The sequence below is a fragment of the Sedimentibacter sp. genome (assembly GCF_038562225.1).
GTDB lineage: Bacteria > Bacillota > Clostridia > Tissierellales > Sedimentibacteraceae > Sedimentibacter.
Map to the genome: position 1 here is coordinate 1374091 of NZ_JBCFAS010000001.1, position 25447 is coordinate 1399537.

Below are 25447 nucleotides of genomic sequence, written 5' to 3' on the forward strand. Positions count from 1 at the left end.
GTTTTGCCCTTGTAACGTCCTCTAAAAACCCAATGCGATTACTGCCGCGGTACATATTATCGTAAAGATAAAAGGTACCAGGACTGTTGTGACAAACACGAATCTGTAACCCTGCTTGTGGTTTAGTCCCAGCCAGCTGAACATCAGAAACAATCCGCTGGAGTGAGGAAGCGTGTCCAAGCTTCCAGCAGCTATGGAGGTCAGCCTGTGCATATATTCCATGTTTGCACCGCTGGCAATGAACTGCTGTGCGAATGTTTCCATGGTAATTCTCACACCGCCTGATGAAGAACCGGTGATACCCGAAATAATGGCGGTTGCTGTTACACCTGTTATATAAGGGTTCATGTTGAATCCGTTTATCCATGCAACCACGTTCTGGAATGCAGGTGAATTTTGAACGAGTCCTCCGAATGCTACAACCGCGCAGGGTCCTGCAATTGCTCCTATGGCTCCCCCCAAGCCCTTGTTTATCAAATCCTTTTTATCCTTTATCCTGTCCCAGTTGAAAATCATGGCTATGGCTGATGCCGCAGTCATGGCCAGTACAATTGATGCTGAGGACGGCATGACATTTCTGAATCCTATGATCATGGCTACAACAACTATCAGTGGTATGAATGATTTTGAAGCAGATGGAAGCTGGCTTCTTTCTATTTGATACATTGTGTGATCAGTTCCTTCGATGTATGTGAAGTGCTCTCCTGCAGCTCTCAGTCTCTTTTCTTCCCATTTCAGATATGCATACTCCACAACAAACATTATAACTCCCACAATGATGCTGAACACTGGAGCAGCTGTGAGTGTTGTCCCCAGATACGTTGTAGGAACAACATTTGTCAGCTGCGGAGAACCAGGCAGCACTGTCATTGTATATGCAGCCGAACCTGCAAGCAGCGGTCCCATGGCAAGGCGCCTTGGTATGTCTGCTTCCTTGAACAGAACCATTATTATGGGGCTAACGGCAAATACAACAACGAATAAGCTGATGCCGCCGTATGTCAATGCAGATGTTGCAAGAAGCACAACAAGCATCGCTTTGCCTTTTCCAAACCAGTCAATGAACTTGTACCCTATGGATACGGCTGAACCCGTATCTTCCATTATTTTTGCATACAGTGCAGATGAAGCAAATATCAGGAAATATGATTTAAAAAATCCGATATATCCGTTCATGTAGAATTCGGAAAAAGACTGCCACAAGCCCATTCCGTTTGACACAATTACCACCAGTCCCGCTGCGATGGTAAGAGGCAGGGCACCTACGCCTTTGTAAGCCAGAAACGCCAGGATGCCGATTGCCACCAGTAAACCAATTATTCCTATCATATTAGACCTCTTTTCTAATTTATAGTAACTTAAGTTATGTTCATAATGATTACAGATTAAACACGAATTCATGTCTAACCATCTGTTTTTCCTGTAGTTGAATGTTATTCGTCAAAATCAGGTATATCGAAAAATCTCAGGTTATCCATGCTCAAAGGAAGCTCCTTGTTTTCTATTCCTTTGATGACCTTGACAGCTATGTCGTTGAAAGGAGTGGGAATTCCATATTTTTTGCCCTGCTCAACAACAAATCCGTTAATCATGTCAACTTCTGTCTTCTTGCTCTTTTCCAAATCCTGAAGCATGCTTGCTTTTGCTGTCCTTTTATCGGCATAGAACTTTCTGAAGCATCTTTGTGAGAGCACATAATCTTCATACGTACCTGTTTTTCCCCAATCCTTCATGTCCATGCCCATAACATCCTCAAATTTAACTCCGGCTGCCGAGCTTACCTCAATGATTTCCTTTGCTATGAGTCCTAAGCAGGCACTGGCATTCAGGTTATTGAGAACGTCGCCGAATACGGAGCCTGTGACTGCAGACATGCCGCTCATACAGCTGTTCAGGATCAGCTTTGACCAGCGTGCACCCATTAAATTTTCAACTATGCTGACAGGTCCCATATGTTCAAGAACTCCTGAAACTTTTTTGATTCTTTCTGTGACACTGCCGTCAATCTCACCTATATCAAACAAGGTATCGCCGCAAGTAACGTCCTGCGTAACCTCTGATACTCCAGGTCCTATGAAAGTTGCGCCCCACAGCACAGTTCCTCCCACAGTCCTGTTGCCTCCGATATAATCTGATACGCTGTATTCGGGAACTCCGTTTTGCAGTGTGCATACTACGCTGTCTTCATTAAGGAAGTTCCTGAGTATTGGAAGAGCCTCAGCATTTGATGTTTGTTTTGTGAACACAAATACTATATCATATTTTCCTTCCATTTGCTCCGGTAAAATTGCCTTGACCGGAACTGTCATATCAACACAGCCTATTATGTGCGCCCCATTTTCGTTTAGAGCCTTTACATGGTCTGCATAGCTGTCAATTAGAACGGCTTCAAGACCATTTTTGTTTAAAAATGCTCCCAGCACGGTTCCCATTGCTCCTGAACCAAAAATTGCTACTCTCATTATAATATCCTCCCGTTAATTATCGGCCTTAATCTCAGCCATGCGTATAAAAGCAATAATCATGCCAACGGCTGCATAATTGGAATTTGCTGATTTTCAGAAGCACTAACATCTGAACTGTACAAAACGTCCACACTTTATTGCACAAATGTGGTTTGATTTTCCACACTTTACGGACATACTGCTGAAGTTTTCCGCATTTCTGTTGAAAAAGTGCGTTGGCATAAAGATTGCTATATTGAACTTAAGTTAACAAATTTTATGGAGGAATTACAATGAGTGATTTAAAAAACAAAAGAGTTATTTCAGTAGCAATTACGGGATCATGGCCTACAAGGGAGGATAACCCCAACCTGTCCATAACGCCTCAGGAAATTGCCGATGACGTATATGAATCATGGAAAGCAGGAGCTGCCATAGCACATATACACGTCAGAAACGATGACGGCACCCCTTCAACTGATTATGCAAAGTACAAAGAGACGGTTGACTTGATACGCGCAAAGAAAGACTGCGATATCTGCATTAACATTACAAGTTCCGGAAGCGTTGGCTTCGGCGACGAAGAAAGAATTTATCCTCTTCAGCAGCTTTTACCTGAAATGGCTTCATACGATGCCGGCACCATGAACTGGCAGCACAGGACCATATTTGAGAACCACCCAAAATTTCTGGAAAAGCTTGGACTAGCGCTGCAGGAATCAAACATAAAGCCTGAGATTGAAATTTTTGATGGCGGAATGGTTCATAACGCTTTATATTATTTGAAAAAGGGTATCCTGAGAGCACCGCTTCATTTCCAGTTCGTTTTGGGAGCTCCCGGAGGACTGCCGAATTCCGTAGAGAACCTTGTATTTTTAAAAAGCCTGATTCCTGAAGGCTCCACCTGGTCTGCCTGCGGCATCGGAAGAGGACACATGCCAATAATGATGGCAACCATCGCCATGGGCGGACATCTGCGAGTGGGAATGGAAGACAATGTAATTTACAAAAAAGGCGTGCTTGCCGAGTCTAATGCCCAGTTCGTTGCAAGAGCCAAGAGGCTGCTTGAAGAAGCTGACTATCAAGCTGCCACTCCTGATGAAGCCCGTCAGATTTACGGCCTTACCAGGAAGGTATTCTAATCGTTGCATTTCAATGGAGGTTTAAATGTTAGGCTTTAAGATAAGCGAATTGACCATAGGGCAGAAAGCATCCTTCACAAAAACTATTTCGGAGACAGACGTATATCTTTTTGCCGGAATAAGCGGTGACATTAACCCGGCGCATCTGAATGAAGATTACGCAAAGAACACATTTTTCAAGGGAAGAATCGCCCACGGCATGTTGTCTGCATCCTTGATTTCAGCAGTCATAGGCGTGCAACTTCCGGGGCCCGGCACCATATATTCTTCACAGACGCTGAATTTTTTAGCTCCGGTGCACTTTGGCGACACAATAACCGCCACTGCAGAAATCGATGAAATTTTTCCGGAGAAAAACAGGGTTTCCCTGAAAACATACTGCATAAACCAGGACGGTACTGTGGTTACAAAGGGAGAAGCTCTTGTTCTTCCCCGCAAGTAAATAAGAAAGAGCATAAAAGATATTGCAAAATTATATTAATTTTTGGAATATCTTTTTTATATAAAAGGAAAGCTCTCTTTCCTTTTATACCATGGGACTCCTACCGTAGCTGCAGAGCAACTTTTTTATGGAACCGTTTACGAATATATGCTATAATTATTATGCTGTTCAGGAGGATAATGATGCTAAAAAATAACAAAGACGAAAAACTTCAACACATATTGAATAAAGCTCTTAGATGTTTGTACTATGCCATCATTACCGATGATGAGGGAAATGTGGTCTTTTTAAGTAAAAATTATCAGGAACTGCTTAATATTAAAGAAGAGGATTTTCTCGGAAGACCGATTCAGGATATTATACCCAATTCTGAGATTCCACGGGTCATCAACACCAGAAAGGAAGATATCGGGCACCTGTTCACGCTTAAAAACGGCCAGACTGTTGTATGCAATAGAATCCCGATAATTGATAACGACAGACTTTACGGCGTAATAAGCACAGCTACATTCTACAACCTGAATGAAGTTTCCATACTGAACCAACAGATAAAGGAACTTCAAAAGGAAAATCTTGAATACAAGAAAAAGATTTCAGAATTGTCCGGAAAGCTGCTGCAAAATCCCATTAACAAAATAATCAGTCAGTCCAAATCAATAATGATGATTAAAGACACCATTGAAAGATTTGCAAAATCAGATTTGACATTTTTGATAACCGGAGAAACAGGAACCGGCAAGGAAGTATTCTCCAATGCCGTGCACGAGTTGAGCAACAGGCGCAGCAATAATTTTGTTAAGATAAACTGTGCTGCTATTCCAAAGGATTTGTTGGAATCAGAACTTTTCGGTTATGAGCCGGGATCATTTTCAGGTGCTTCCAAGGACGGCAAAATAGGAAAGTTTGAATTGGCAAACCACGGCACCCTGCTGCTTGATGAAATAGGAGAAATGCCCATGAGCCTGCAGTCTAAACTGCTCAGGGTACTACAGGAAGGTGAACTGGAACGGGTTGGCGGTTTAAAGACAATAAAGATTGATGTGCGGGTCATTTGCTGCACAAATCAAAATATAGAGAAGCAGGTTGAAAAAGGTCTGTTCAGAAGAGACCTGTTCTACAGGATTAACGTGGTTGAAATAAACATTCCTCCACTGCGGGAACGCCCTGAAGACATTCCTCTCCTGTGTAAATATTTTATTGAAGAGATAAATAAATTTCACGGTTTGGAAATAACAGACATAAAACATGATGTCTATGCATTGTTCTATCAGTACGCGTGGACAGGAAACGTGAGGGAACTGAAGCATGTGCTTGAGCGTGCCTGTATAGCTGCCGGAGAGGGGCCGTTAAAACTGGAGTATTTCGATTTTTTGCTGTCCAGAATGTACAAGAAAAGCGATGAAGACAACAAACAAATGCTTAGCACAAATTCACTTTACGATGTTACAGCTGAAATCGAAAAAGAAAAAATCATAAAGACACTCATAGAAGCCAAAGGTAACAAGTCTTACGCAGCAAAGCTTTTGGACATTGACCGCAGCAGCCTGTACAACAAGCTGAAGAAATATGGTATCGATATATAACAGTGTGTCACAGGGACATACATTTTGTCAGCGATGATGACAAAAACACATCCCTTGACAAACCAATGAAAAACGGTGAACTTAACGTTCACCGTTTTTCGTATCTATGAGTAAGGCTATGATAATTTTATTATTTATCTTCCTTGCTTTTTTCCTTCTTCAGTTCTTCAATGAGAAGGGGAACAACCTTGAACACGTCTCCAACTATTCCAACGTCTGCAACGTCAAATATCGGTGCTGTTTCATCTTTATTGATTGCAATTATAAAATCGGATTCTTCCATTCCGGCCAAGTGCTGTATTGCCCCGGAAATACCGCATGCAATGTAAAGATTAGGTCTAACTGTCTTTCCTGTCTGTCCAACCTGTCTGTCTTTTGGAACCCATCCGGCATCAACTGCAGCTCTTGAAGCAGAAATAGTTCCGCCTAAGAGATTTGCCAACTCTTCAAGCATAGGATAGTTTTCCGGACCATGCATTCCTCTTCCGCCTGAAACCAATACCTTTGCATCTTCGATGTTCATTCTCTGCTGGATTATTTTTGTTACATCAAGTACTTCTACGTTCTTGCAGCTTGCAGGAATTTCGATTTTGTACTCTTCTATGTTTACAGGATTCTGATCAGACATTTTCTGAGCCTGCATAACTCCAGGTCTTACTGTTGCCATCTGAGGTCTGTGGTTCGGGCATGCTATGGTAGCCATTAGGTTTCCGCCGAAGGCAGGTCTTGTCATCATCAGGTTCATTTTATTCGGATCATCGTCATCAGGTTCGATTGTCAATCCTGTGCAGTCTGCTGTAAGACCAGTGTGCACCCTTGCAGATACTCTCGGTGCCATGTCTCTTCCGATAGCAGTTGCTCCGTATATTACAATTTCAGGTTTCTTATCTTCTATTATCTTGTTCATTGTGTATACGTACGGTTCTGTCATGTATACATCAAGTACTGCTTCATCTACATAAATAACATTGTCAGCCCCCGCATAGCAAAGTCTTTTTGCTTCGTCCTTCATGTCATGTCCAAGGAGGACTGCAGTTACTGTAGTGTTCAAATCTTTTGCCAGCTGTTTTCCTTTGCCGATTAGCTCAAAGGCAACTTTTTGTACCTTGCGGTCTCTTTGTTCGGCAAAAACAAAAATTCCTTTGTATTCTGAAATATTCATCGTCCTAGCCCCCTACTAAATTATAAATTTCTCTTTCATTTTATCAACTATTAGTTCAGCTGATTCCAATGGTTCAAGGTTAAATACCTTTCCTGCGGACTTTGCGCCCTTGGTGAATGATTTTTTAACCTTTGTAGGAGAGCCTTTTAAACCGATGTTGTCCAAATCCACAACCAAGTCCTTGAGTCCCCAAACCTTAACCTGTTTTTCCCTGAAAGCTTCGAAAATCTTACCTGGAGTCATGTAACGAGGTTTGTTCAGTTCTGCCAATGCTGTTATTAGAATAGGCAGCTTAGCCTTAATTGTGTGGTATCTGTCCTCATATTGTCTTTTTACAATGATGTAATCGCCTTCTATTTTGATGTCTTCTGCATAGCTTATGTTAGGAAGATTCAAGTGTTCTGCTATCTGAGGACCAACCTGTGCAGTGTCGCCGTCGATAGCCTGTCTTCCGGTAATTATCAAATCATAATCGAGGTTTTTCAAGGCAGCTGCTATTGTTGTGGAAGTTGCCCATGTGTCAGCGCCTCCGAAGGCTCTGTCAGAAAGCAGTATAGCCTCGTCAGCTCCCATAGCCAAAGCTTCTCTCAAAGCTAAATCAGCCTGAGGAGGTCCCATGGATACTACTGTAACATGTGCTCCCATTTCATCTTTCAATCTTATTGCTGCTTCAAGACCTGCCTTGTCATCAGGGTTGATGATGCTTGGCACGCCATCTCTTATCAATGTGTTAGTTTTTGGATCAAGTCTGACCTCTGTTGTATCAGGCACCTGTTTAATACATACTACTATATTCACGTCTTTTGCCTCCCTATTTCAACATATTAGCGCTGATAACCATTCTTTGAACCTCTGAAGTTCCTTCATAGATTTCAGTTATCTTAGCGTCTCTCATCATTCTTTCAACAGGATAATCTCTTGTGTATCCGTATCCGCCGTGAAGCTGAACAGCCTTTGTTGTAACTTCCATAGCTGTTTCTGAAGCAAAAAGTTTAGCCATTGCTGCATCAACTCCGTAAGGTGCTCCCGCATCCTTGCTGCATGCTGCTCTGTAAACCAACATTCTTGCAGCATCAACTTTTGTCTGCATTTCAGCCAATTGGAACTGAGTGTTCTGGAATTGAGAAAGTGATCTTCCAAACTGCTTTCTTTCCTTCACATATTTCACAGTTTCATCTATGGCTCCCTGAGCTATACCAAGAGCCTGAGCTGCTATACCGATTCTTCCGCCGTCAAGAGTCTTCATGGCTATCTTGAAGCCTTGTCCAATTTTTCCTAGAAGATTTTCCTTTGGAACTATGCAGTCTTCAAAAATCAGTTCGCAAGTAGCAGATCCTCTGATACCCATTTTTAATTCTTTTTTTCCTATTGAAAAACCAGGGAAGGTTTTTTCAACTATAAATGCTGATATTCCTTTTGTTCCTTGTGATTTATCAGTCATTGCCAATACAATATAAACGTCAGCATAGGATCCGTTTGTTATGAATATTTTGCTTCCGTTTAAAATGTAGTTGTCTCCGTCCAAAACAGCCTTAGTCTGTTGGCCTGCAGCATCAGTTCCTGCTCCTGGCTCTGTCAGACCGAATGCTCCAAGCCACTGGCCTGATGCTACCTTGGTCAGATATTTTTTCTTTTGTTCTTCTGTTCCGAATTCATACAAAGGAGAACAGCACAAAGATGTGTGTGCTGACACCACAACGCCTGTTGTAGCGCAAACCTTTGATAATTCTTCCACTGCCATTACATAAGTAAGATAGTCACAGCCTTGTCCGCCGTATTCCTTTGGAAACGGGATTCCCATGAAGCCGTACTTGTTCATCTTTTCTACGGTTTCAACGGGAAATCTTTCTTCTTCGTCAATTTCTTGTGCCAATGGCTGAACTTCGTTGACAGCAAAACTTCTGAACAGCTGTCTTGCCATTTCGTGTTCCTTGCTTAATTGAAAATTCATGATTTCACTCCCTTAAATTTTTTGTTTGCCCTTTTTGCCCTTTAACAATATTTGTTAAATCTTTAACCCTTTTGTTTGACAAACTTCAAACATTAAGATTATACTAAATTTAATCATATAATTCAACCCTTATTTCAAAATTTGTTATAATTTCAGCACAAAAAAAGACCGCAAAATTTATTGCGGTCTCCTGTTTTCAAAATGAATACGTTTGATTGCCAAATGAATAACAATTTTAAACAAACTATTTGAATATGGGCTTTCTTTTTTCAGCAAATGCTGTCATGCCTTCTTTTTGGTCTTCGCATGTGAAGCAAAGAGCAAACATGTTTGACTCGTAGGATATTCCTGTTTCTATGTCTGTTTCTGTTCCCTTGTTGATGCTTTCCTTGGCATACCTGATGGCTGTCCTTGAGTTTGATTTAATTTTATCTGCCATTTTGTATGTTTCTTCCATTAGATTCTCTTTGTCGGTTACCTTGTTGACCAGACCTATGCGCAAAGCTTCCTCCGCATCAATGTGACCGCCGGTATATATAAGTTCCTTGGCTATTCCAAGTCCAACAATCCTTGGAAGCCTCTGAGTTCCGGAAAATCCCGGGATTATTCCCAGACCTACTTCAGGCTGTCCGAATTTTGCTTTTACGGATGCAATTCTTATGTCGCAGGCCATGGCCAGTTCGCATCCTCCGCCAAGTGCAAAACCGTTTACGGCTGCAATGACCGGCTTGTTCAATGTTTCAATCTTTCTGAAAAGCCTTGCTCCGTCTTCACCGAATTTTTTTGCTCCTGCAGGGTCAAGCGTGTTCATGTACGCAATATCGGCACCTGCCACAAAGGCTTTGCCTTCACCGGTAAGAACCACCACGTAAACCTCACCGTCATCCTTCAGACTGTCAAATGCCTGTTCAAGTTCTTCCAAAACAATTGCATTCAATGCGTTCAGCGTCTGCGGATTGTTGATTGTCACCGTACAGATGCCGTCCTTTTTTTCCATAAGTAAATTTTTAAACTCCATAATCCACCCTTCCTTATTAAGCAGTTTGCCTTGCTGCCATTTATTTATGCTCTCGCATATTGCCTCTTTTTTGCCTTGGATATGGCAGAACAATAAATAGCGCTCGCAATTTATTGTTCTGCCTCTCGTTATTATTTTATCATACCTGTCAAGTCCCACATTTTCTCAAGAACATGCTCTATGTTGTATTTATCCGCAAGTTCCCTTGAATTGGACTGCCATCCCACCAATACAGGAGTTGCCGCCGCATTTAAGGCGCATTCTATGTCAAATTTCGAGTCTCCCACATACAGCGTTCTGTTTGAAGTACTTTTAAGCTCGGTTATTACCTTAATCAGTGGTTCCTTGTCAGGCTTATGTTTCGTAACATCATCTGCCGACACAACAGAATCGAAATATTTTGCAATGTTGAATCTTTCAAGCGCCTTCATTGTTGAATTTTTAAACCTTGATGTTGCAACGCCAAGCTTTATGTCTTTGTTTTTCAGGTACTCAAGGGTCTCTTCCACTGTTTCATAAAGAGTCACCTCATCGTTGAATTTGGTCCTCTGATAATCCCTGTAGGCATTTATGACCTCATCAAAATCAAACTGTCCGAAATCCCTGGTGAGGGTGAGATTCAACGGCTCACCGAAAGTGCTCATGATGTAATCCTCGCTGCATTCCTTGTTAAGAAACATACCGTATATGTGTCTAAATGAATTGATGATCATTTGATTTGTGTCTGCCAAAGTGCCGTCAAAGTCAAATACTACTGTATCTATCATCTAAATCTCCTGTCTAGCGTTTGGTCTTCATGCTGAGGCCGATTCTCTGTCTTTCCTTGTCAATGCTGATGATCGTTACGTTGACAGTATCTCCAACCTGCACAACTTCCATTGGGTTTTTGACATACTTATCGCTCATCTCTGAAAGGTGAACCAGTCCGTCCTGCTTTACTCCTATATCTACAAAGGCTCCGAAATCCACTACGTTTCTCACTGTTCCCGTAAGCTTCATTCCAACTTCCATATCTTCAAATTTAACCACGTCGCTTCTGAAAATAACCTTCGGCATCTCTTCTCTGGGGTCTCTTCCGGGTTTCTTAAGCTCTGAGATTATATCCGTCAATGTGGGAACACCTATGTTCAGCTCCTGTGCCAGGACCTTTATCCTGTCCTTTATCATTTCTCCGGAAGGTTTTTTTTCTTCCTTGAAGTTGACCTGCGCCAGAGCTTCAAGCCCGTGAAGCCTTGCGTTTTTACCTGACATCTTAACCTTTTTGTCATCTTCCTTCACCTTTATGCTCTTGATTCTCTCATTTATGTCTCTGAGGTTCTGGTTTCTGACGTCATCATAGGTATAACCAAGTTTTGTCAGCAGCTTTTCTGCTATCTCGTAGGATTCAGGGTGCACTGCAGTCTTGTCCAGCGGATTTTCCCCGTCAGTGATTCTCATGAAACCAGCGCACTGTTCAAATGCCTTGTCTCCAAGCTGTTTAACCTTGAGAAGTTCCTTTCTGTTAACGAACTTGCCGTTTTCTTCCCTGTACTTAACAATATTTTTTGCAATGGTCTTTGATATGCCTGAAACGTACTGCAAAAGTGCAGGCGAAGCCGTGTTGATGTCAACTCCTACGCTGTTTACGCAGTCCTCAACCACACCGTCCAGCTCCTGTCCAAGCTTGGTCTGGTTCACGTCGTGCTGATACTGGCCTACGCCAATGCTCTTGGGATCTATTTTCACAAGCTCTGCCAATGGGTCCTGAAGCCTTCTTCCTATGGAAATGGCTCCTCTGATGGTAACGTCAAGGTCCGGATATTCCTCCTGAGCAAGCTTAGAGGCAGAATACACCGAGGCTCCGGCTTCCGACACAATAGTGTATGTAATTTTCTTGTCTATTCTTGAAAGCATGTCAGCCACAACCTGCTCTGTTTCTCTGGATGCTGTTCCGTTTCCGATGGTTATTACATCGATGTCGTACTTCTTAATTATCTGTGTCATTATTTTCTGAGATTTTTCAACTTCATTTTTGGGCTCGTTGGGATAGACAACTCCCTGCTCCAGAAATTTTCCTGTCTCATCCAAAACCGCAAGCTTGCAGCCGGTCCTGAAGCTGGGGTCTATGGCAAGTATTCGCACATCCTTTACAGGCGGTGCCATCAACAGGTTCTTTGTGTTCTTGCCGAAAACTTTTATTGCTTCTTCTTCGGCCCTTTCCGTAAGCGAATTTCTTACTTCTCTTTCTATGGAAGAAGAAATGAGCCTCTTGTAGCTGTCTTCGATGGCAGCCACGTAGTAATCCGTGGTTATGGCTGCTTCATTTTTTATTTCGTTTGATTTTATGTAATTTATAATTTTTTCATCGGGTGTTTTAAGCTTGACCTTGAGCTTCTTTTCGTTCTCGCCTCTGTTGATGGCAAGGATTCTGTGATTGGCGATTATCTTCACTGCTTCCTCGAACTTGTAGTACATGTCGTACACGGTCTTTTCGTTTTCATCAACTGCTTCCGAAACCAATACACCGTCGGCAGTATAGATTTCCCTGATGTGCTTTCTGTACTCGGCATTGTCGGATATCATTTCGGCTATTATGTCGCAGGCTCCCTCGTAGGCTTCCTTGGAGTTCTTTACGCCCTTTTCCTCTTCTATGTACGGCTTGGCGATTTCTTCTGGGTCGCCTTTCGTGATGTTTTGCACAAGGATTATGTCTGCAAGACCCTGCAGTCCCTTTTCCTTTGCCTTTGAAGCACGTGTTGCTTTTTTCTGCTTAAACGGTCTGTACAGGTCTTCGACCCTTTGCAGCACATCAGCATCCAGTATTTCTTTTTTCAGTTCCTCAGTCAGCTTGCCCTGCTCTTCGATGAGCCTGATGACCTCTTCTTTTCTGGTTTCAAGGTTGCGAAGGTACAAAAGCCTTTCATAAAGGTCCCTTAATACAACGTCATCCAGTGAGCCGGTCTGCTCCTTGCGGTAACGGGCTATGAAAGGAATTGTATTGCCTTCGTCTATGAGCTTAACAGTGTTCTCCACCTGAAACATCTTTATATTAAATTCTTCGCACAATATTTTGTTTATATCTAACATAATCTCTCCCCTGTTACTTAATTAAGAATTATGGTTGGAATATGCGGAGCATATTCCTTCCTTTAACTATTAATTATTAACTCTTAATTCTTAATTGTTTTTTAGTGATTTCATCTTCAGATATTCGTTCATGAACATGTCAAGGCTGCCGTCCATTACAGACTGCACGTTTGCCGTTTCAGCATTGGTACGGTGGTCCTTCACAAGGCTGTAGGGATGGAACACATAGCTTCGTATCTGGCTCCCCCAGGCAATCTGATTGTATTTTCCCTGAATATCTTCGATTTTTTCCTTGTTTTCCATCTTCTTTATTTCAATCAGCTTTGACTTCAGCATCTTCATGGCAAATTCCTTGTTGCTGTGCTGCGATCTCTGGTTCTGGCATGAAACTACCACGCCCGTGGGAATATGCGTGATGCGGATTGCAGAGTCTGTGGTGTTTACATACTGGCCTCCTGCGCCGCTGGAACGATAAGTGTCTATTCGAAGATCCGATTCATTTATCTCAATTTCCTCATCCTCAGCCATTTCCGGCGTAATATCCACCGATGCAAACGATGTGTGCCTTCTGTTTGAAGCGTCGAAAGGTGATATTCTCACCAGTCGGTGAACACCTTTTTCAGATTTCAGATAACCGTAGGCATTTTCACCTTCCACCAATAGAGTAACACTCTTGATTCCGGCTTCCGTGTCCGGAAGAATGTCCAGTACGGTGTACCTGTAGCCGTGAGAGTCTATCCACCTTGTGTACATTCTGTACAGCATGTCAGCCCAGTCCTGGGCTTCCGTGCCGCCTGCTCCCGCATGGATGGATAAAATTGCATTGTTTTCATCATATTCTCCACTTAAGAGAGCGATGATGCGGGCATTGTCAAGCTGCTTTTCAACCTGGTCCATGCTCTCCTTCAGATCAGGAAGGTGGCTTTCATCGTCTTCCTCCCGTATCATTTCAAGAAAAAGCTCTAGTTCTTCAACCTGTTCCTTCAGGTTCATGTACTCTTCGATTCTGTTTGTGTTGTGTTTTAATTTCTGTGATACCTTCTGAGCCCTTTCCTGGTTGTTCCAGAAATCCGGCTCCTGCATTTCGGATTCAAGCAGTATGTTTTCTTCCCTCAACTTTTCCAAGTCAAAGGGAACCACCTACCTCGTTTAGAATGGCATTGAATCTTTTCATGCTTTCTGTTATTTCATACAAATCTACCAATCTATCACACCCTTTCAATAATTAAAAATTAAGAATTAAGAATTAAGAATGATTGTTGGATTTGTGCATGCGTACAAATCCTTTCATTTAATTCTCAACTCTTCACTCTTAATTCTTCATTGATTTTCTTATTCTTCCTCATTTGCTCCGCAGCATTTCTTGTACTTCTTTCCGCTGCCGCATGGACAAGGATCGTTTCTTCCGACCTTTTTACCTTTGTTTACAACAGGCTGAGGCTTTCCTGTACCTCCCAGGTCTCCGCCGCTGGTTCCGGTGATCTTGGCAACTTCCTTGCGCTGCATTCTTTCCTGCGGTTTTACGCGCATTAGCATCTTGACGGTGTCCTCCTGGATTGAAGATATCATCTCCTCGAACATGTCAAAGCCTTCAATCTGGTACGCTCGTACCGGATCTTCGTTTCCTACTGCTCTTAACCCGATACCCTGTCTCAGCTGATCCATGGCATCGATGTGATCTATCCACTTTGTGTCTACATTTCTAAGAAGCACTATTCTTTCAACTTCCCTGAAAGTTTCAGCTCCAAACTCTGCTTCCTGTCTTTCATAATGTCTGTCAACGGCATTTCTTGCCTTTTCGCTGAGAAGCTCTCTCGACATGTTTTCTTCGCCGTCAAATCCAATCAGCATGTAGAATGTTTCAGCGACATACTTTTCGAATCCTTTGATGTCCCAGTTATCAGTATACCTTTCATCAGTGGTGTATATCTGTATGCCTTTGTCTATAAGGCTGTCAACCATCTTGGAGATATATTCCTTCAGGTCCTCCCCTAGAAGCACTCTTTTTCTTTCTGTGTAGATAACTTCCCTTTGTTTGTTCATGACGTTATCATACTGCAAAACGTGCTTTCTTATGTCGAAGTTTCTGCCTTCAACCCTTGACTGGGCTGTTTCTATGGTCCTTGTGAGCATTCCTGCCTCTAAAGGCTCATCTTCAGGCATCTTCAGAGTTTCGATAATGGTTTTTACCTTGTCGCCTGCAAACAGCCTCATAAGGTCATCTTCAAGCGAAATGTAAAAACGTGTTGAACCGGGGTCTCCCTGTCTGCCGGCACGTCCTCTTAACTGGTTGTCAATACGTCTTGATTCATGGCGCTCCGTGCCTATGATGTGAAGTCCGCCGGCATCCCTTACTTTTTGCTGTTCGTCCTTCAATTCTTCCCTAGATTCTTCAAGAAGCTTCTTGTATGTGCTTCTGGCTTCAAGAATTTCTTCATCCTCTGTTTCATTGAATCCGTCGGCCTGGTTTATAAGCTCATCTGAGTAACCCTTCATTTTCATCTTGTGCTTGGTGATGAACTCCGGATTTCCTCCCAGAACAATGTCGGTACCACGGCCGGCCATGTTTGTTGCAATGGTTACTGCACCCAGACGTCCTGCCTGTGCCACTATTTCAGCTTCCTTTTCATGCTGCTTTGCATTCAGAACTTCGTGCTTTACACCCTGTTTCTTTAAAAGCTTACTTAAAATTTCTGATTTTTCTATGGAAATTGTGCCTACAAGTATTGGCTGGCCTGTTTTGTGCTTTTCAGCTATTTCATTTATGACAGCATTGAATTTTCCTGTCTCGTTCTTGTAAACAACATCCTGCTGATCGTTTCTAACTACTTCCTTGTTGGTGGGTATTTCAATAACATCAACGTTGTAAATTTCTCTGAACTCATCTTCCTCGGTCTTGGCAGTACCTGTCATACCAGACAGTTTTTTGTACATTCTGAAGTAGTTCTGGAATGTTATGGTTGCCAGGGTCTTGGACTCTTTTCTGACTTCGATTCTTTCCTTAGCCTCGATTGCCTGGTGCAGTCCGTTGGAATATCTTCTTCCGTACATGATTCGGCCGGTGAATTCATCTACAATCAGAACTTCTCCGTCCTTAACGATGTAGTCTATATCCTTCTTCATGGTGTTGTGAGCCTTCAGTGCCTGGTTGATGTGATGTGAGATTTCCATGTTTTCCTGATCTGCCAGGTTAGCTATGTTGAAGTATCTTTCAGCCTTTGAAATACCTCTTGCTGTAAGAGTTACGTTCTTGCCCTTTTCATCCACGATGTAGTCAACAGTATCATCTTCATCCACGTCACCCATCATGTAGTCCATCTTTGACTTCTTTTCTTCAGGAAGCTGTATTTTTCCCTTCAATGGCAGGACAAAGCTGTTTGCCATTTCATAAAGGCTGGTGGATTCATCACCTTCTCCGGAAATAATGAGCGGAGTCCTCGCCTCATCTATCAATATGGAGTCAACTTCGTCTATGATGCAGTAGCTCAAATCCCTCTGAACCATTTCTTCCTTGCGGATGACCATGTTGTCTCTTAAGTAATCGAAACCAAATTCGTTGTTCGTTCCGTAGGTGATGTCGCACAGGTATGCTTTTTTTCTTTCTTCCTTTGTAATGCCGTGAACGATGCATCCTACCGACAGTCCAAGAAAATTATGAACCTTTCCCATCCAGTCGCAGTCACGCTTTGCCAGGTAGTCGTTCACTGTGATTACGTGAACTCCGTTGCCGTCAAGGGCATTCAAATAAACAGGCAGCGTTGAAACCAAAGTTTTTCCTTCGCCTGTCTTCATTTCTGCAATTCGTCCCTGGTGAAGCACCATACCACCTATGAGCTGTACCCGGTAGTGTTTCTGTCCCAATACCCTCCAGGCGGCTTCTCTAACAACGGCAAAGGCCTCAGGAAGTATGTCATCTTTTGTTTCGCCGTTTGCCAGCCTTTCCTTGAACTCGGCAGTCTTTGCCCTTAGCTGGCTGTCAGTGAGATTTTCCATGGTCTTTTCCAAAGACATTATCTTTTCCACTGCAGGCTCCAGCCTCTTAACTTCTTTTTCGCTGTATGAACCGAAAATTTTCTCTAAAAATTTCTTCATGATTTATCCTTTCTTCAATGCTATATTGAACTGAAGTATCCTGCTGCGTATCCGGAGCTCCATGCCCACTGCAGATTGAATCCTCCGCAGTCTCCGTCCACATCCAGCACCTCGCCTGCAAAATACAGGCCTTTGACTTTTAAGGACTCCAACGTGTTTGGATTTACTTCTGTCAATGCAACTCCTCCTGCCGTGGTCTGAGCCTGTTGCCATGTGTTGTGGCCGGTAACTTCAAATTTCCATTCCTTTAGTGTATCTATAATTTTAAAGATTTCCTTCTTGTTCAACTTTCCGCATTCTTTGTCCGTGTTTTCAAAACCTGCTTCCATAAGCACCACTGGAATCAGCTTCTTGTTTATGAATCCGACCATGCCGTCTTCCATGGATTTGTATCCTATTTTTGCAAATCTCTCTCTTAATATGTCATATAGATTTGCTTTTGTCAAATTCGGAAACAAATCCACCGAAATGAAAACCTTCTGACCCTTGTTCATGTATTCGGTGACCTTCCTGCTTATCTGCAGTATAGGAGGACCCGATATGCCGTAGTCCGTAAACAGGAGTTCCCCTTCCTCTTCACGGATTGATTCCTTGTCTGTGAAGCTTCTTACTGCTCCGTCAAGACGTATGCCTGTTATACGCTTAAAGTATTTCCCGGAAAGTTTCAGCTGAACCAGAGCAGGGAAAGGTTCGATTATTTTATGGCCTAACGCTTTTGCAATTTCGAAGCCGCTGCCGTCAGAACCAAGCTGGGGGCTTGCTTTGCCGCCGCTGCATATTATAACCCTGTCAGAAACATATGTTTTTCCTTTTCCAATGATACTGAACCTTTCTTTACTTTTCCTTAACTCCATAACCTCAAAATCTGTGACTTCCTCCACATTCATCCTTGATGCCTCATACCTGAGCACATCCAGGATGCTTGAGGCCTGCAAAGAGTTGGGGTACACCTTTCCGCTTTGGTCTATATACGGATAAATACCCAAGTCTTCAAAAAAGGAAATAGTCCTGTCACGGTCGAAAAAATTAAGGACATTTTCAGCCAGGGTGACATTTTTTCCATGGAACCGTTCAAGAGACATATACATGTTGGTATAATTGCATCTGCCGTTTCCCGTAGCCAGAATTTTTTTACCTGTTTTGTTCATCTTTTCGAAAATGGTAACCTCAGCCCCGTTTCTGGCCGCAGCAATGGCTGCTGTCAGTCCCGCCGCGCCTCCGCCGATAACTGCTGTCTTCATCCTATCATTCCTTCACATCAAGTGGTTTATAAGTTTTTATAATCTGTTCAGCAACCTTCAGTCCATCAATAGCCGCAGACATTATTCCTCCGGCGTATCCCGAACCTTCACCGCATGGATATATACCTTTTATGTTGGACTGCATATCGTCATCCCTGGTGATGCGAAGAGGAGACGATGTTCTGGTTTCAACTCCTGTCAGCACCGCATCCGGTCTGTCAAAACCAACCAGCCAGTTGCCGAAAGCCGTGATTCCTTCCACAAGGCTTTCGCACACGTAGCCAGGCAGACAATCCCACAGGTTGGCAAAGGTTGCTCCCGGCCTGTAAGTAGGATATATTTCACCGAAGGCTGTTGAAACTTTTTTATCCTTGAAGTCCTTGAAGAGCTGGACAGGAGCCTTAAAGCTGCCTCCTCCAAGTTCGAAGGCCTTTTGTTCCCACTTCCTCTGAAATTCAACTCCAGCCATTGGATCTGATTCTCCCCCGAAATCCTCGGGATTGATGGAAACAACAATGGCTGCATTGGCATTTTCCAAATCTCTTTCATGGAAGCTCATGCCGTTTGTTACAACGCCTCCCTTTTCAGAGGCAGAAGCCGTAACTACCCCGCCGGGGCACATGCAGAATGTGTAGACACTTCTTCCGTTCTTGCACTTGTGCACAAATTTGTAATCAGCAGGTCCAAGGTTGGGGTGCCCTGCCATTTCACCGTACTGAGCTTCACTTATCATTTTCTGTGGGTGCTCTATTCTAACCCCTATTGAAAACGGCTTAGGTGTAAGTTCAAGTTTGTTGTTGAGCATGGCAAACGTATCTCTTGCGCTGTGTCCTATGGCAAGCACCAACACATCCGTGTCTATTATGTCGCTTTCCGTTACAATTCTGTAAATCTTGTTTTCCTTTATGCTGATGTCGGTCACACATTCCTCAAATCTGAACGTTCCGCCAAGACTGATGATTTTTTTTCTGATGGTCACAAGCACGTTCCTTAAAAGGTCTGTGCCTATGTGCGGCTTGTTGACATAGGTGATTTCAGCCGGAGCTCCTGCTGCCACAAATTCTTCAAGAACCTTCTTGCCCCTTTTGGAGCGATCTTTAATAAGGGTGTTCAGCTTGCCGTCAGAAAATGTTCCTGCTCCGCCTTCTCCAAACTGGATGTTTGAATTTTCGTTGAGCGTCCCGTCCTTCCAGAACTTATCTATGTCCTTTACCCTGTCTTTTACCTTCTTGCCTCTTTCAAGGATAATAGGATTGTATCCCTTTTCAGCCAGAAGAAGAGCACAAAAAAGACCGGCAGGTCCGCTGCCGACAATTACAGGCCTGTTGCTGAGCTGAAGTTCTCCAGTTGCTTCCGCCTCATATATGAAGGGTTCAACTTCAGCGATGTTGTTGTTTCTCTTTGGAATCTTGTAATCAATCTTAAGTTCTGCATCCAAAGCGTAAATGAACATTATTTCATCTTTTTTTCTTGCATCTATTGATTTCCTGAAAACCGACAGCGATATTATGTCTTCTTTTTTGACTTTCAGAGCATCAGCTGCTTTTATATATAAATCTTCTTCCGAATGTTCCAAGGGAAGCTTTACCTGCTGTATTCTTATCATTGCTGCACCTCTTGCAAATTTTCCTGCTTTTATTTGTTCATATTTTTAACTTTATCATTATATCATATTTTCAAAAATATTCTATGTAATTTTTTGAAACATAATAAGTTCATTTTTGAGCATATTAAATATTGAAAAATCAATAATATGGGATAAATATGAAAAACAAAAATAAGTCAATTTTGCTGATGCTGTTTTCAGCGCTGACTTTTTCTTCAATGCAAATAATTGTCAAGCTTTTGCCTGACATTCCGCTGCTCGAAAAAGTATTCTTCAGAAATTTTATAAGCCTTATACTGGCTTTTTTCATTATAAGGAAAAAGAGGCTTCGCTACTTTGGCTTGAAAAAAAACCAAAAATTCCTCTTTTTCAGATACCTGTTTGGATTTGCAGGTGTCGTTCTCTTTTTTTATGCCACAGCACAAATGCTGGCAGCCGACGCTGCCATGCTCAACAAGCTTTCTCCCGTGTTTGTCATTGTAATTGCACATTTTTTTCTGAAAGAAAACATAAACATAGTCCAGTTGTCAGTACTTACCGTATCTATTATCGGCTCCCTGCTTGTTATAAAACCTCAGTTTGACTACACTGCCATACCTGCCGCCGCAGGATTTGTGTCCGCAGTTGTTTCAGGTGCAGCTTATATATTCATCAGGCTCATCAACAACAGAGAAAGCGTGTATACCACAGTTTTTTATTATTCGTTTTTTTCCTCCGTAAGCTGTCTGCCGTTTTTCTTCATTGACTTTGCGATTCCAGACATACATGAGCTGTTTCTTCTAGTAATGCTCGGTGCTCTGGCCGCCCTGGGCCAAATAGCGCTCACGTTCGCATACAATGGCTGCCCTGCTTCGGAGATATCCATTTACGATTATTCCAACATAATGTTTTCTTCGGTTCTGGCCTACATATTTCTGCATGAAGTACCGGATATGCAGAGCATTGCAGGAAGTACACTGATACTGGCTTCATCATTTGTGCTTTATGTATACACTAAAGGGCGTTCTTAAATCTCTTTTCCGTAAATGGGGCTTGACATTATAATATAAGTTTCCGTATTGCCGTAGAACTGTATTTTACCTACCAGTTCTTCAAGATGAGACATTTCCCTGAGATATGCCTTCATTATCATGCTGTGCGGTCCAGTAACATGGTGGCACTCCACAATTTCCTCGGATTTTTTGGCAAAGTCCAGAAATATCTCCTGCTTTTCAGGCTTGATGGAAGCGTTTATAAGAACGCAGATTGGTTTTCCAACCTTCTCATTGTTCACTACTGCCTTGTACCTCTCTATAATACCTACGTCTTCAAGTCTTTTCACCCTTTCGGCCACCGCAGGAGGGCTTAGTGAAACTGCTTTTCCAAGCTCCTTCATGGAAATCCTTCCGTCCTGCTGCAAAATGCTAATGATTTTCAAATCTGTCTGATCCATTTTTTACCCGCCTTATTTTATTAATTATATTTGTAAAATATTATATATTTGCATGTAAATAATTCAAAAATAATTACTTAAATTATGTACAATTGTAGAAATGAATGATATTATCTCCTTGACAATACCCAACAAAACGCAAATTGTTTTATAATCAAAATATTTTATTTTCAAATTGTTATATACAAAACAAACCATTTATGATATTATATCATACGCGCATGTCCCGTATCAAGGGAAAGCTTTAAATAATATGCCGAAACTTACTGATTTGCATTTATTCTAAAGAATATTTGCAATATTGTTGATTATAATATCGATTGAAGGAGGATATATGTCTAAACTAAAAATCACCGAAACATCTCTCAGAGACGGTCATCAGTCTTTGATAGCGACCAGATTGACCACAGACGAAATATTGCCTATACTGTCAGAAATGGATAAAGCAGGATTTTATTCCATGGAGGTTTGGGGCGGAGCCACATTTGACACAGCCCTGAGATTCCTGAATGAAGATCCCTGGGAAAGACTGAGAAAAATAAGAGCAAACGTAAAGAACACAAAACTGCAGATGCTTTCAAGAGGGCAAAACCTTCTGGGTTACAAAAACTATCCGGATGATGTGGTTGAGAGGTTCCTTAAAAACGCAATATTCGAAGGAATTGACATAGTAAGGCTCTTCGATGCCTTGAATGACTTCAGGAACCTGAAAAAATCAATAGACGTTGTCAAAAAAGAAGGAGCTCACTGCCAGTGCGCAATATCCTACACCAAGAGTCCTGTTCATACTGTTGATTACTACTTAAGCCTCATCAAGGAATTTGAAAATGCAGGCGCAGATTCAATCTGCATAAAGGACATGTCAGGTATACTTCTTCCTTACGAAGCATACGACCTTGTCAAATCAATCAAGGTAGTGACAAATCTTCCTCTGGAGCTGCACACCCACTGCACCAGCGGAGTCGCACAGATGACAATGCTGAAGGCTGTAGAGGCAGGAATCGATATAGTTGACACTGCCATATCACCTCTGTCTTCCGGAACATCACAGCCGGCAACAGAATCGCTGGCCTTGTCGCTGCAGGGAACCCAATGGGATCCTCAGCTTGATTTTGCAAGAATGAACAACACCGCCGATCACTTCAAGGAAGTATTGAAAAAGTACCAGGATAACGGAACGTTCAACACAAAGGTTCTCATGACCGAACCGAAGACACTGCAGTATCAGATACCCGGCGGCATGCTTTCGAACATGATATACCAGATGCAGACGCTGAATGCCAGCGATAAGTTTGAAGCAGTGCTTGCAGAGGTTCCAAGGGTGAGAGAAGACTTGGGCTATCCGCCTCTCGTGACTCCATTGAGCCAGATGGTTGGAGCTCAGGCAGTGTTCAATGTAATATCCGGAGGAAGATACAAAATAATTCCTACGGAAATAAAAAATTATGTCAAAGGCATGTATGGAAAACCTGCCGCTCCCATTTCCGAAGAACTTAAAAAGCAGATAATAGGTAACGATGATGTCATAACCGTAAGACCTGCTGACCTGTTAAGCGACGGCTTTGAAAAATTCAAGGAAGAAATCGGAAGTCTGGCCAAGTCCGAGCAGGATGTGCTTTCCTACGCACTGTTCCCACAGGTAGCTAGGGATTTCCTCCAAAAAAGACAAGACACGAAAGAAACCATGTCAGAAGATATGTCCGAAGACATGTATACGGAACCGTTTTAATTTGTATCGTCAAAGCTCCCGGCATCCCGGGAGCTTTTTTAATGCCTCATGCCCTATTATTTAATGATTTTTGCAACTGATTTTGCCAGCTCTTTTTTTTGTTCTAAATTTCCCTGTCTGGCTATCATGATTCTCTGAGCCTGCGGAGAGCCTGCTCCATGCATGGATTCTGTCCTGTATCCCACGGCAGCTGTTCCCAAAGTTATGTTTTCAATGAGTCTCAAAACTCTCAGCCTGTTCTCCACAGGAACGCCGTCAACTCCCTTTAGATATTTTTCAATATAGGGTTTTAGTTTTTCATCATTTAAATCTTTTTCAGAGGGAGCCGTAACCATCAATCCGCCTGCAATGTCTTCTGCCAGCCTGGCTATTTCATATGGAAACCTTGTTATGTTTTGCTTGCACACGTTGGCAAGAAGCAGATCGATTATGTAGTTTCCTGATTCTGTCCTGCTTCCCTGGGAGGAACATGCTATGCCGCAGCAGTAAAGAGTTTCGTTGAGGTGAGTCATTTCTATGAGCTTGTCTTTAACATGGGAAGCCTTCTGAGCTCCGTTGTAATCTGCCGCCAAAGCCGCTGCTCCTATAAGAACATCACCAACTCCAACCTTGCATCCGCCGTAGCTTTGCCTGTGGTAGCCTGCAAATCTTTCAACAAGCATTCCGGCAAATTCAGCTTCACCGTTTAGGAATATCCTGTCATTTGGAACAAACACATTGTCGAATACAGTAAGTGCTTCTACTCCTCCAAACTGGCTGTTTCCAACATCAATGGACGAACCCTCCAGCTTTCTTGTATCACAGGACTGTCTTCCTATTATCATAAAAACTCCATCTGCGTCAACAGGTACCGAGAAAGCCACCGCATAATCCTTGTCATCAGGTCCCATGGCAATGGTGGGCATTACCAGGACCTCATGTGAGTTGCAGATTCCTGTCTGATGAGCCTTTGCCCCTCTTACCACAATACCATCTTCTCTTCTTTCAACCACATGCAGGTATAAGTCCGGATCAGCCTGCTTGCTTGGAGAAAGGGCTCTGTTGCCCTTGGGATCCGTCATGGCTCCATCGACGGTCAAGTCATTTTCCTGCACATATTTCATAAAATTTACAAAGTTTTCATGGTACTTAGTGCCGTGTGCCTTGTCCACCTCGAATGTTGTGCTGAACACAGCATTGAATCCGTCCATTCCCACGCACCTTTGGAAGCATGAAGCTGTTTTCTGACCAAGAAGCCTCTGCATCTTAACCTTTTTTACAAGATCATCCGTGCTTTGATGTATGTGTGTGAACCTGTTTATTTTTTTGCCTGTTATGGAAGATGTTACTGTCATCAGGTCTTCATATTCAGGCATCTGAGCCAGGTCATAGGTTGTCCTGACAGAATTCAGGGAAGGTCTTAGTATTGGATTGTCTGCTGAATTATTGATTTTTTCTCCGAACATGTATATCTGCATCTTCATGTTCCTTATGCTTTCAATATATTGTTCGCCTGTCATCAATGGCATAATTGTATCTCCTTTGTTATTTGTTTTTAAAAACAGCTTTCCTTTTGTTTATGAAAGCATCAACGCCTTCAAATTTATCACTGCTTGAATGAACTTCTTTTACTATTTGAAGTTCTGTATCGATGCCTTGCTGTATGGTCATGTTCCTTTCGGCGTTAATGGCTCTCTTTGCTCCTCTAACGGCAATGGGGCCGTTGCATGAAATTTTTCGCGCCATATAAAAAGCTCTGTCTATCAGTTCATTCTGAGGCAGCACTTCCTGGATCAGTCCGATTTCAAAAGCTGTTTTTGCAGTGATGCTTTCACCTGTATATATCATTTTTTTTGCGTGTCCCACTGAAACAGTCCTGCATAGGCGCTGTGTGCCTCCGTATCCCGGAATTATTCCAAGAGTCACTTCGGGAAGTCCCATGTTAGCGTTTACAGAGGCTATTCTTATGTCGCAGCTTAAGGCAAGCTCCAGTCCGCCACCCAGGGCATAACCGTTGATTGCTGCTATAACCGGTACCTTGAAATTTTCAATTCTGTCGAACAGTTTCTGTCCTTTTATTGTCATCTCTTCTGTAACATCGCCTACCCAGTCAGGAAATTCTTTAATGTCTGCCCCTGCCACAAATGATTTGTCACCGCTTCCTGTAACTATGACCACTCGTAGGCTGTCATCCTTTTCCAGCAGATTGAAGCATTCTTTCAAACCATCTATGACTGCTCTGTTCAGCGGATTCATGGGAGGGTTGGTGACTGTCAAGAGCGCGATGCCTTCAGACACTTCACATTTCACATAATTATTGTTAAACATACGTCACATCCTTTATGAATTTATTGATTGCAAGAGTCAAAAAGCTCTTCGGCGTTGTCCCACTCTTCAATAAGCTGTGGAATAACCTTGTACAGGTCCCCCACTATTGCATAATCCGCCATCTCGAATATGGGCGCTTCAGGATTCTTGTTTATTGCCACTATTATGTCTGACTTCTGCATTCCCGCCAGGTGCTGTATGGCTCCCGATATGCCGCATGCGAAGTATATCT

General features: G+C 42.6%; 20 protein-coding genes and 1 pseudogene. 5 read left to right on the forward strand and 16 right to left on the reverse strand.

Annotation, left to right across the window (positions count from 1 at the left end):
- Positions 1-21 precede the first annotated feature (21 nt).
- Together AAGU76_RS06515 and AAGU76_RS06520 are read right to left on the reverse strand one after the other, a co-directional pair.
- On the reverse strand, positions 22-1329 hold the full coding sequence (locus AAGU76_RS06515) for a GntP family permease (protein ID WP_342484637.1): 1308 nt from the start codon (positions 1327-1329) through the stop codon (positions 22-24).
- Between the two features lie 104 nt (positions 1330-1433).
- A complete protein-coding gene (locus AAGU76_RS06520; RefSeq protein ID WP_342484638.1) occupies positions 1434-2462 on the reverse strand; it encodes a ketopantoate reductase family protein in 1029 nt (342 codons plus the stop codon).
- 275 nt (positions 2463-2737) lie between these two features.
- On the opposite strand from AAGU76_RS06520, the gene AAGU76_RS06525 reads away from it, so the two are divergent.
- The 3 genes from AAGU76_RS06525 (at position 2738) to AAGU76_RS06535 (ending at position 5611) form a co-directional block, all read left to right on the forward strand.
- Positions 2738-3586, forward strand: a complete 849-nt coding sequence (locus AAGU76_RS06525; RefSeq protein ID WP_342484639.1) for a 3-keto-5-aminohexanoate cleavage protein — start codon at positions 2738-2740, stop codon at positions 3584-3586.
- 25 nt (positions 3587-3611) lie between these two features.
- A complete protein-coding gene (locus AAGU76_RS06530; protein ID WP_342484640.1) occupies positions 3612-4028 on the forward strand; it encodes a MaoC family dehydratase in 417 nt (138 codons plus the stop codon).
- A 182-nt stretch (positions 4029-4210) separates the two neighbouring features.
- Positions 4211-5611 (forward strand): sigma 54-interacting transcriptional regulator, encoded by a 1401-nt coding sequence (locus AAGU76_RS06535; protein WP_342484641.1) that lies wholly within the window; start codon positions 4211-4213, stop codon positions 5609-5611.
- 130 nt (positions 5612-5741) lie between these two features.
- Here AAGU76_RS06535 and AAGU76_RS06540 read toward each other — a convergent pair whose 3' ends face one another.
- From AAGU76_RS06540 to AAGU76_RS06585, 10 genes are all read right to left on the reverse strand, one after another.
- Positions 5742-6773 (reverse strand): electron transfer flavoprotein subunit alpha/FixB family protein, encoded by a 1032-nt coding sequence (locus AAGU76_RS06540; RefSeq protein WP_342484642.1) that lies wholly within the window; start codon positions 6771-6773, stop codon positions 5742-5744.
- A gap of 15 nt (positions 6774-6788) precedes the next feature.
- Positions 6789-7571 carry an electron transfer flavoprotein subunit beta/FixA family protein gene (locus AAGU76_RS06545; RefSeq protein ID WP_342484643.1) on the reverse strand — a complete coding sequence of 261 codons (783 nt, stop codon included), beginning with the start codon at positions 7569-7571 and terminating at the stop codon, positions 6789-6791.
- A 13-nt stretch (positions 7572-7584) separates the two neighbouring features.
- Positions 7585-8724, reverse strand: coding sequence for an acyl-CoA dehydrogenase (locus tag AAGU76_RS06550; protein ID WP_342484644.1), 1140 nt, complete (start codon positions 8722-8724; stop codon positions 7585-7587).
- Between the two features lie 244 nt (positions 8725-8968).
- Entirely contained in the window at positions 8969-9742 is a 774-nt protein-coding gene (locus AAGU76_RS06555; RefSeq protein WP_342484645.1) for a short-chain-enoyl-CoA hydratase, read from the reverse strand.
- A 131-nt stretch (positions 9743-9873) separates the two neighbouring features.
- On the reverse strand, positions 9874-10509 hold the full coding sequence (locus AAGU76_RS06560) for an HAD-IA family hydrolase (protein WP_342484646.1): 636 nt from the start codon (positions 10507-10509) through the stop codon (positions 9874-9876).
- A gap of 13 nt (positions 10510-10522) precedes the next feature.
- On the reverse strand, positions 10523-12808 hold the full coding sequence (locus AAGU76_RS06565) for a Tex family protein (protein WP_342484647.1): 2286 nt from the start codon (positions 12806-12808) through the stop codon (positions 10523-10525).
- A gap of 90 nt (positions 12809-12898) precedes the next feature.
- Positions 12899-13982, reverse strand: a protein-coding gene (prfB, locus tag AAGU76_RS06570; RefSeq protein WP_342484687.1) for a peptide chain release factor 2 whose coding sequence is annotated in 2 segments (ribosomal slippage) — positions 12899-13936 and positions 13938-13982 — 1083 coding nt in all. Because the reading frame shifts where the segments join, the coding sequence is not laid out codon by codon here.
- 158 nt (positions 13983-14140) lie between these two features.
- Positions 14141-16900, reverse strand: a complete 2760-nt coding sequence (secA, locus tag AAGU76_RS06575; RefSeq protein ID WP_342484648.1) for a preprotein translocase subunit SecA — start codon at positions 16898-16900, stop codon at positions 14141-14143.
- Between the two features lie 20 nt (positions 16901-16920).
- Positions 16921-18141, reverse strand: a complete 1221-nt coding sequence (locus tag AAGU76_RS06580) for an NAD(P)/FAD-dependent oxidoreductase (protein WP_342484649.1) — start codon at positions 18139-18141, stop codon at positions 16921-16923.
- 4 nt (positions 18142-18145) lie between these two features.
- Positions 18146-19747: an FAD-dependent protein gene (locus AAGU76_RS06585; protein WP_342484650.1), complete on the reverse strand. Its 1602-nt coding sequence runs from the start codon at positions 19745-19747 to the stop codon at positions 18146-18148.
- Between the two features lie 158 nt (positions 19748-19905).
- On the opposite strand from AAGU76_RS06585, the gene AAGU76_RS06590 reads away from it, so the two are divergent.
- Entirely contained in the window at positions 19906-20757 is an 852-nt protein-coding gene (locus AAGU76_RS06590; protein ID WP_342484651.1) for a DMT family transporter, read from the forward strand.
- Here the strand turns inward: AAGU76_RS06590 and AAGU76_RS06595 are convergent.
- On the reverse strand, positions 20754-21179 hold the full coding sequence (locus AAGU76_RS06595; protein WP_342484652.1) for an Lrp/AsnC family transcriptional regulator: 426 nt from the start codon (positions 21177-21179) through the stop codon (positions 20754-20756). The genes AAGU76_RS06590 and AAGU76_RS06595 overlap by 4 nt on opposite strands.
- Before the next feature lie 334 nt (positions 21180-21513).
- Here AAGU76_RS06595 and AAGU76_RS06600 point away from each other — a divergent pair, with 334 nt between their 5' ends.
- Positions 21514-22908: an oxaloacetate decarboxylase subunit alpha gene (locus AAGU76_RS06600; RefSeq protein WP_342484653.1), complete on the forward strand. Its 1395-nt coding sequence runs from the start codon at positions 21514-21516 to the stop codon at positions 22906-22908.
- A 56-nt stretch (positions 22909-22964) separates the two neighbouring features.
- Here the strand turns inward: AAGU76_RS06600 and AAGU76_RS06605 are convergent, their stop codons facing one another.
- The 3 genes and pseudogenes from AAGU76_RS06605 to AAGU76_RS06615 all read right to left on the reverse strand — a co-directional run.
- On the reverse strand, positions 22965-24416 hold the full coding sequence (locus tag AAGU76_RS06605; protein ID WP_342484654.1) for a 4-hydroxyphenylacetate 3-hydroxylase family protein: 1452 nt from the start codon (positions 24414-24416) through the stop codon (positions 22965-22967).
- Between the two features lie 16 nt (positions 24417-24432).
- A complete protein-coding gene (locus tag AAGU76_RS06610; RefSeq protein WP_342484655.1) occupies positions 24433-25215 on the reverse strand; it encodes an enoyl-CoA hydratase-related protein in 783 nt (260 codons plus the stop codon).
- Between the two features lie 20 nt (positions 25216-25235).
- Positions 25236-25447 (reverse strand): annotated as a pseudogene (locus AAGU76_RS06615) (electron transfer flavoprotein subunit alpha); the annotation flags it as partial.

Excerpts from the sequence above, each read along its gene's own strand:
- AAGU76_RS06555 (WP_342484645.1), bottom strand. The coding sequence starts at position 9,742 with ATGGAGTTTAAAAATTTACTTATGGAAAAAAAGGACGGCATCTGTACG.
- AAGU76_RS06515 (WP_342484637.1), bottom strand. The coding sequence starts at position 1,329 with ATGATAGGAATAATTGGTTTACTGGTGGCAATCGGCATCCTGGCGTTT.
- AAGU76_RS06585 (WP_342484650.1), bottom strand. The coding sequence starts at position 19,747 with ATGATAAGAATACAGCAGGTAAAGCTTCCCTTGGAACATTCGGAAGAA.
- secA (WP_342484648.1), bottom strand. The coding sequence starts at position 16,900 with ATGAAGAAATTTTTAGAGAAAATTTTCGGTTCATACAGCGAAAAAGAA.
- AAGU76_RS06565 (WP_342484647.1), bottom strand. The coding sequence starts at position 12,808 with ATGTTAGATATAAACAAAATATTGTGCGAAGAATTTAATATAAAGATG.
- AAGU76_RS06605 (WP_342484654.1), bottom strand. The coding sequence starts at position 24,416 with ATGCCATTGATGACAGGCGAACAATATATTGAAAGCATAAGGAACATG.
- AAGU76_RS06610 (WP_342484655.1), bottom strand. The coding sequence starts at position 25,215 with ATGTTTAACAATAATTATGTGAAATGTGAAGTGTCTGAAGGCATCGCG.
- AAGU76_RS06520 (WP_342484638.1), bottom strand. The coding sequence starts at position 2,462 with ATGAGAGTAGCAATTTTTGGTTCAGGAGCAATGGGAACCGTGCTGGGA.
- AAGU76_RS06600 (WP_342484653.1), top strand. The coding sequence starts at position 21,514 with ATGTCTAAACTAAAAATCACCGAAACATCTCTCAGAGACGGTCATCAG.
- AAGU76_RS06535 (WP_342484641.1), top strand. The coding sequence starts at position 4,211 with ATGCTAAAAAATAACAAAGACGAAAAACTTCAACACATATTGAATAAA.
- AAGU76_RS06595 (WP_342484652.1), bottom strand. The coding sequence starts at position 21,179 with ATGGATCAGACAGATTTGAAAATCATTAGCATTTTGCAGCAGGACGGA.
- AAGU76_RS06590 (WP_342484651.1), top strand. The coding sequence starts at position 19,906 with ATGAAAAACAAAAATAAGTCAATTTTGCTGATGCTGTTTTCAGCGCTG.
- AAGU76_RS06540 (WP_342484642.1), bottom strand. The coding sequence starts at position 6,773 with ATGAATATTTCAGAATACAAAGGAATTTTTGTTTTTGCCGAACAAAGA.
- AAGU76_RS06530 (WP_342484640.1), top strand. The coding sequence starts at position 3,612 with ATGTTAGGCTTTAAGATAAGCGAATTGACCATAGGGCAGAAAGCATCC.
- AAGU76_RS06580 (WP_342484649.1), bottom strand. The coding sequence starts at position 18,141 with ATGAAGACAGCAGTTATCGGCGGAGGCGCGGCGGGACTGACAGCAGCC.
- AAGU76_RS06560 (WP_342484646.1), bottom strand. The coding sequence starts at position 10,509 with ATGATAGATACAGTAGTATTTGACTTTGACGGCACTTTGGCAGACACA.
- AAGU76_RS06525 (WP_342484639.1), top strand. The coding sequence starts at position 2,738 with ATGAGTGATTTAAAAAACAAAAGAGTTATTTCAGTAGCAATTACGGGA.
- AAGU76_RS06550 (WP_342484644.1), bottom strand. The coding sequence starts at position 8,724 with ATGAATTTTCAATTAAGCAAGGAACACGAAATGGCAAGACAGCTGTTC.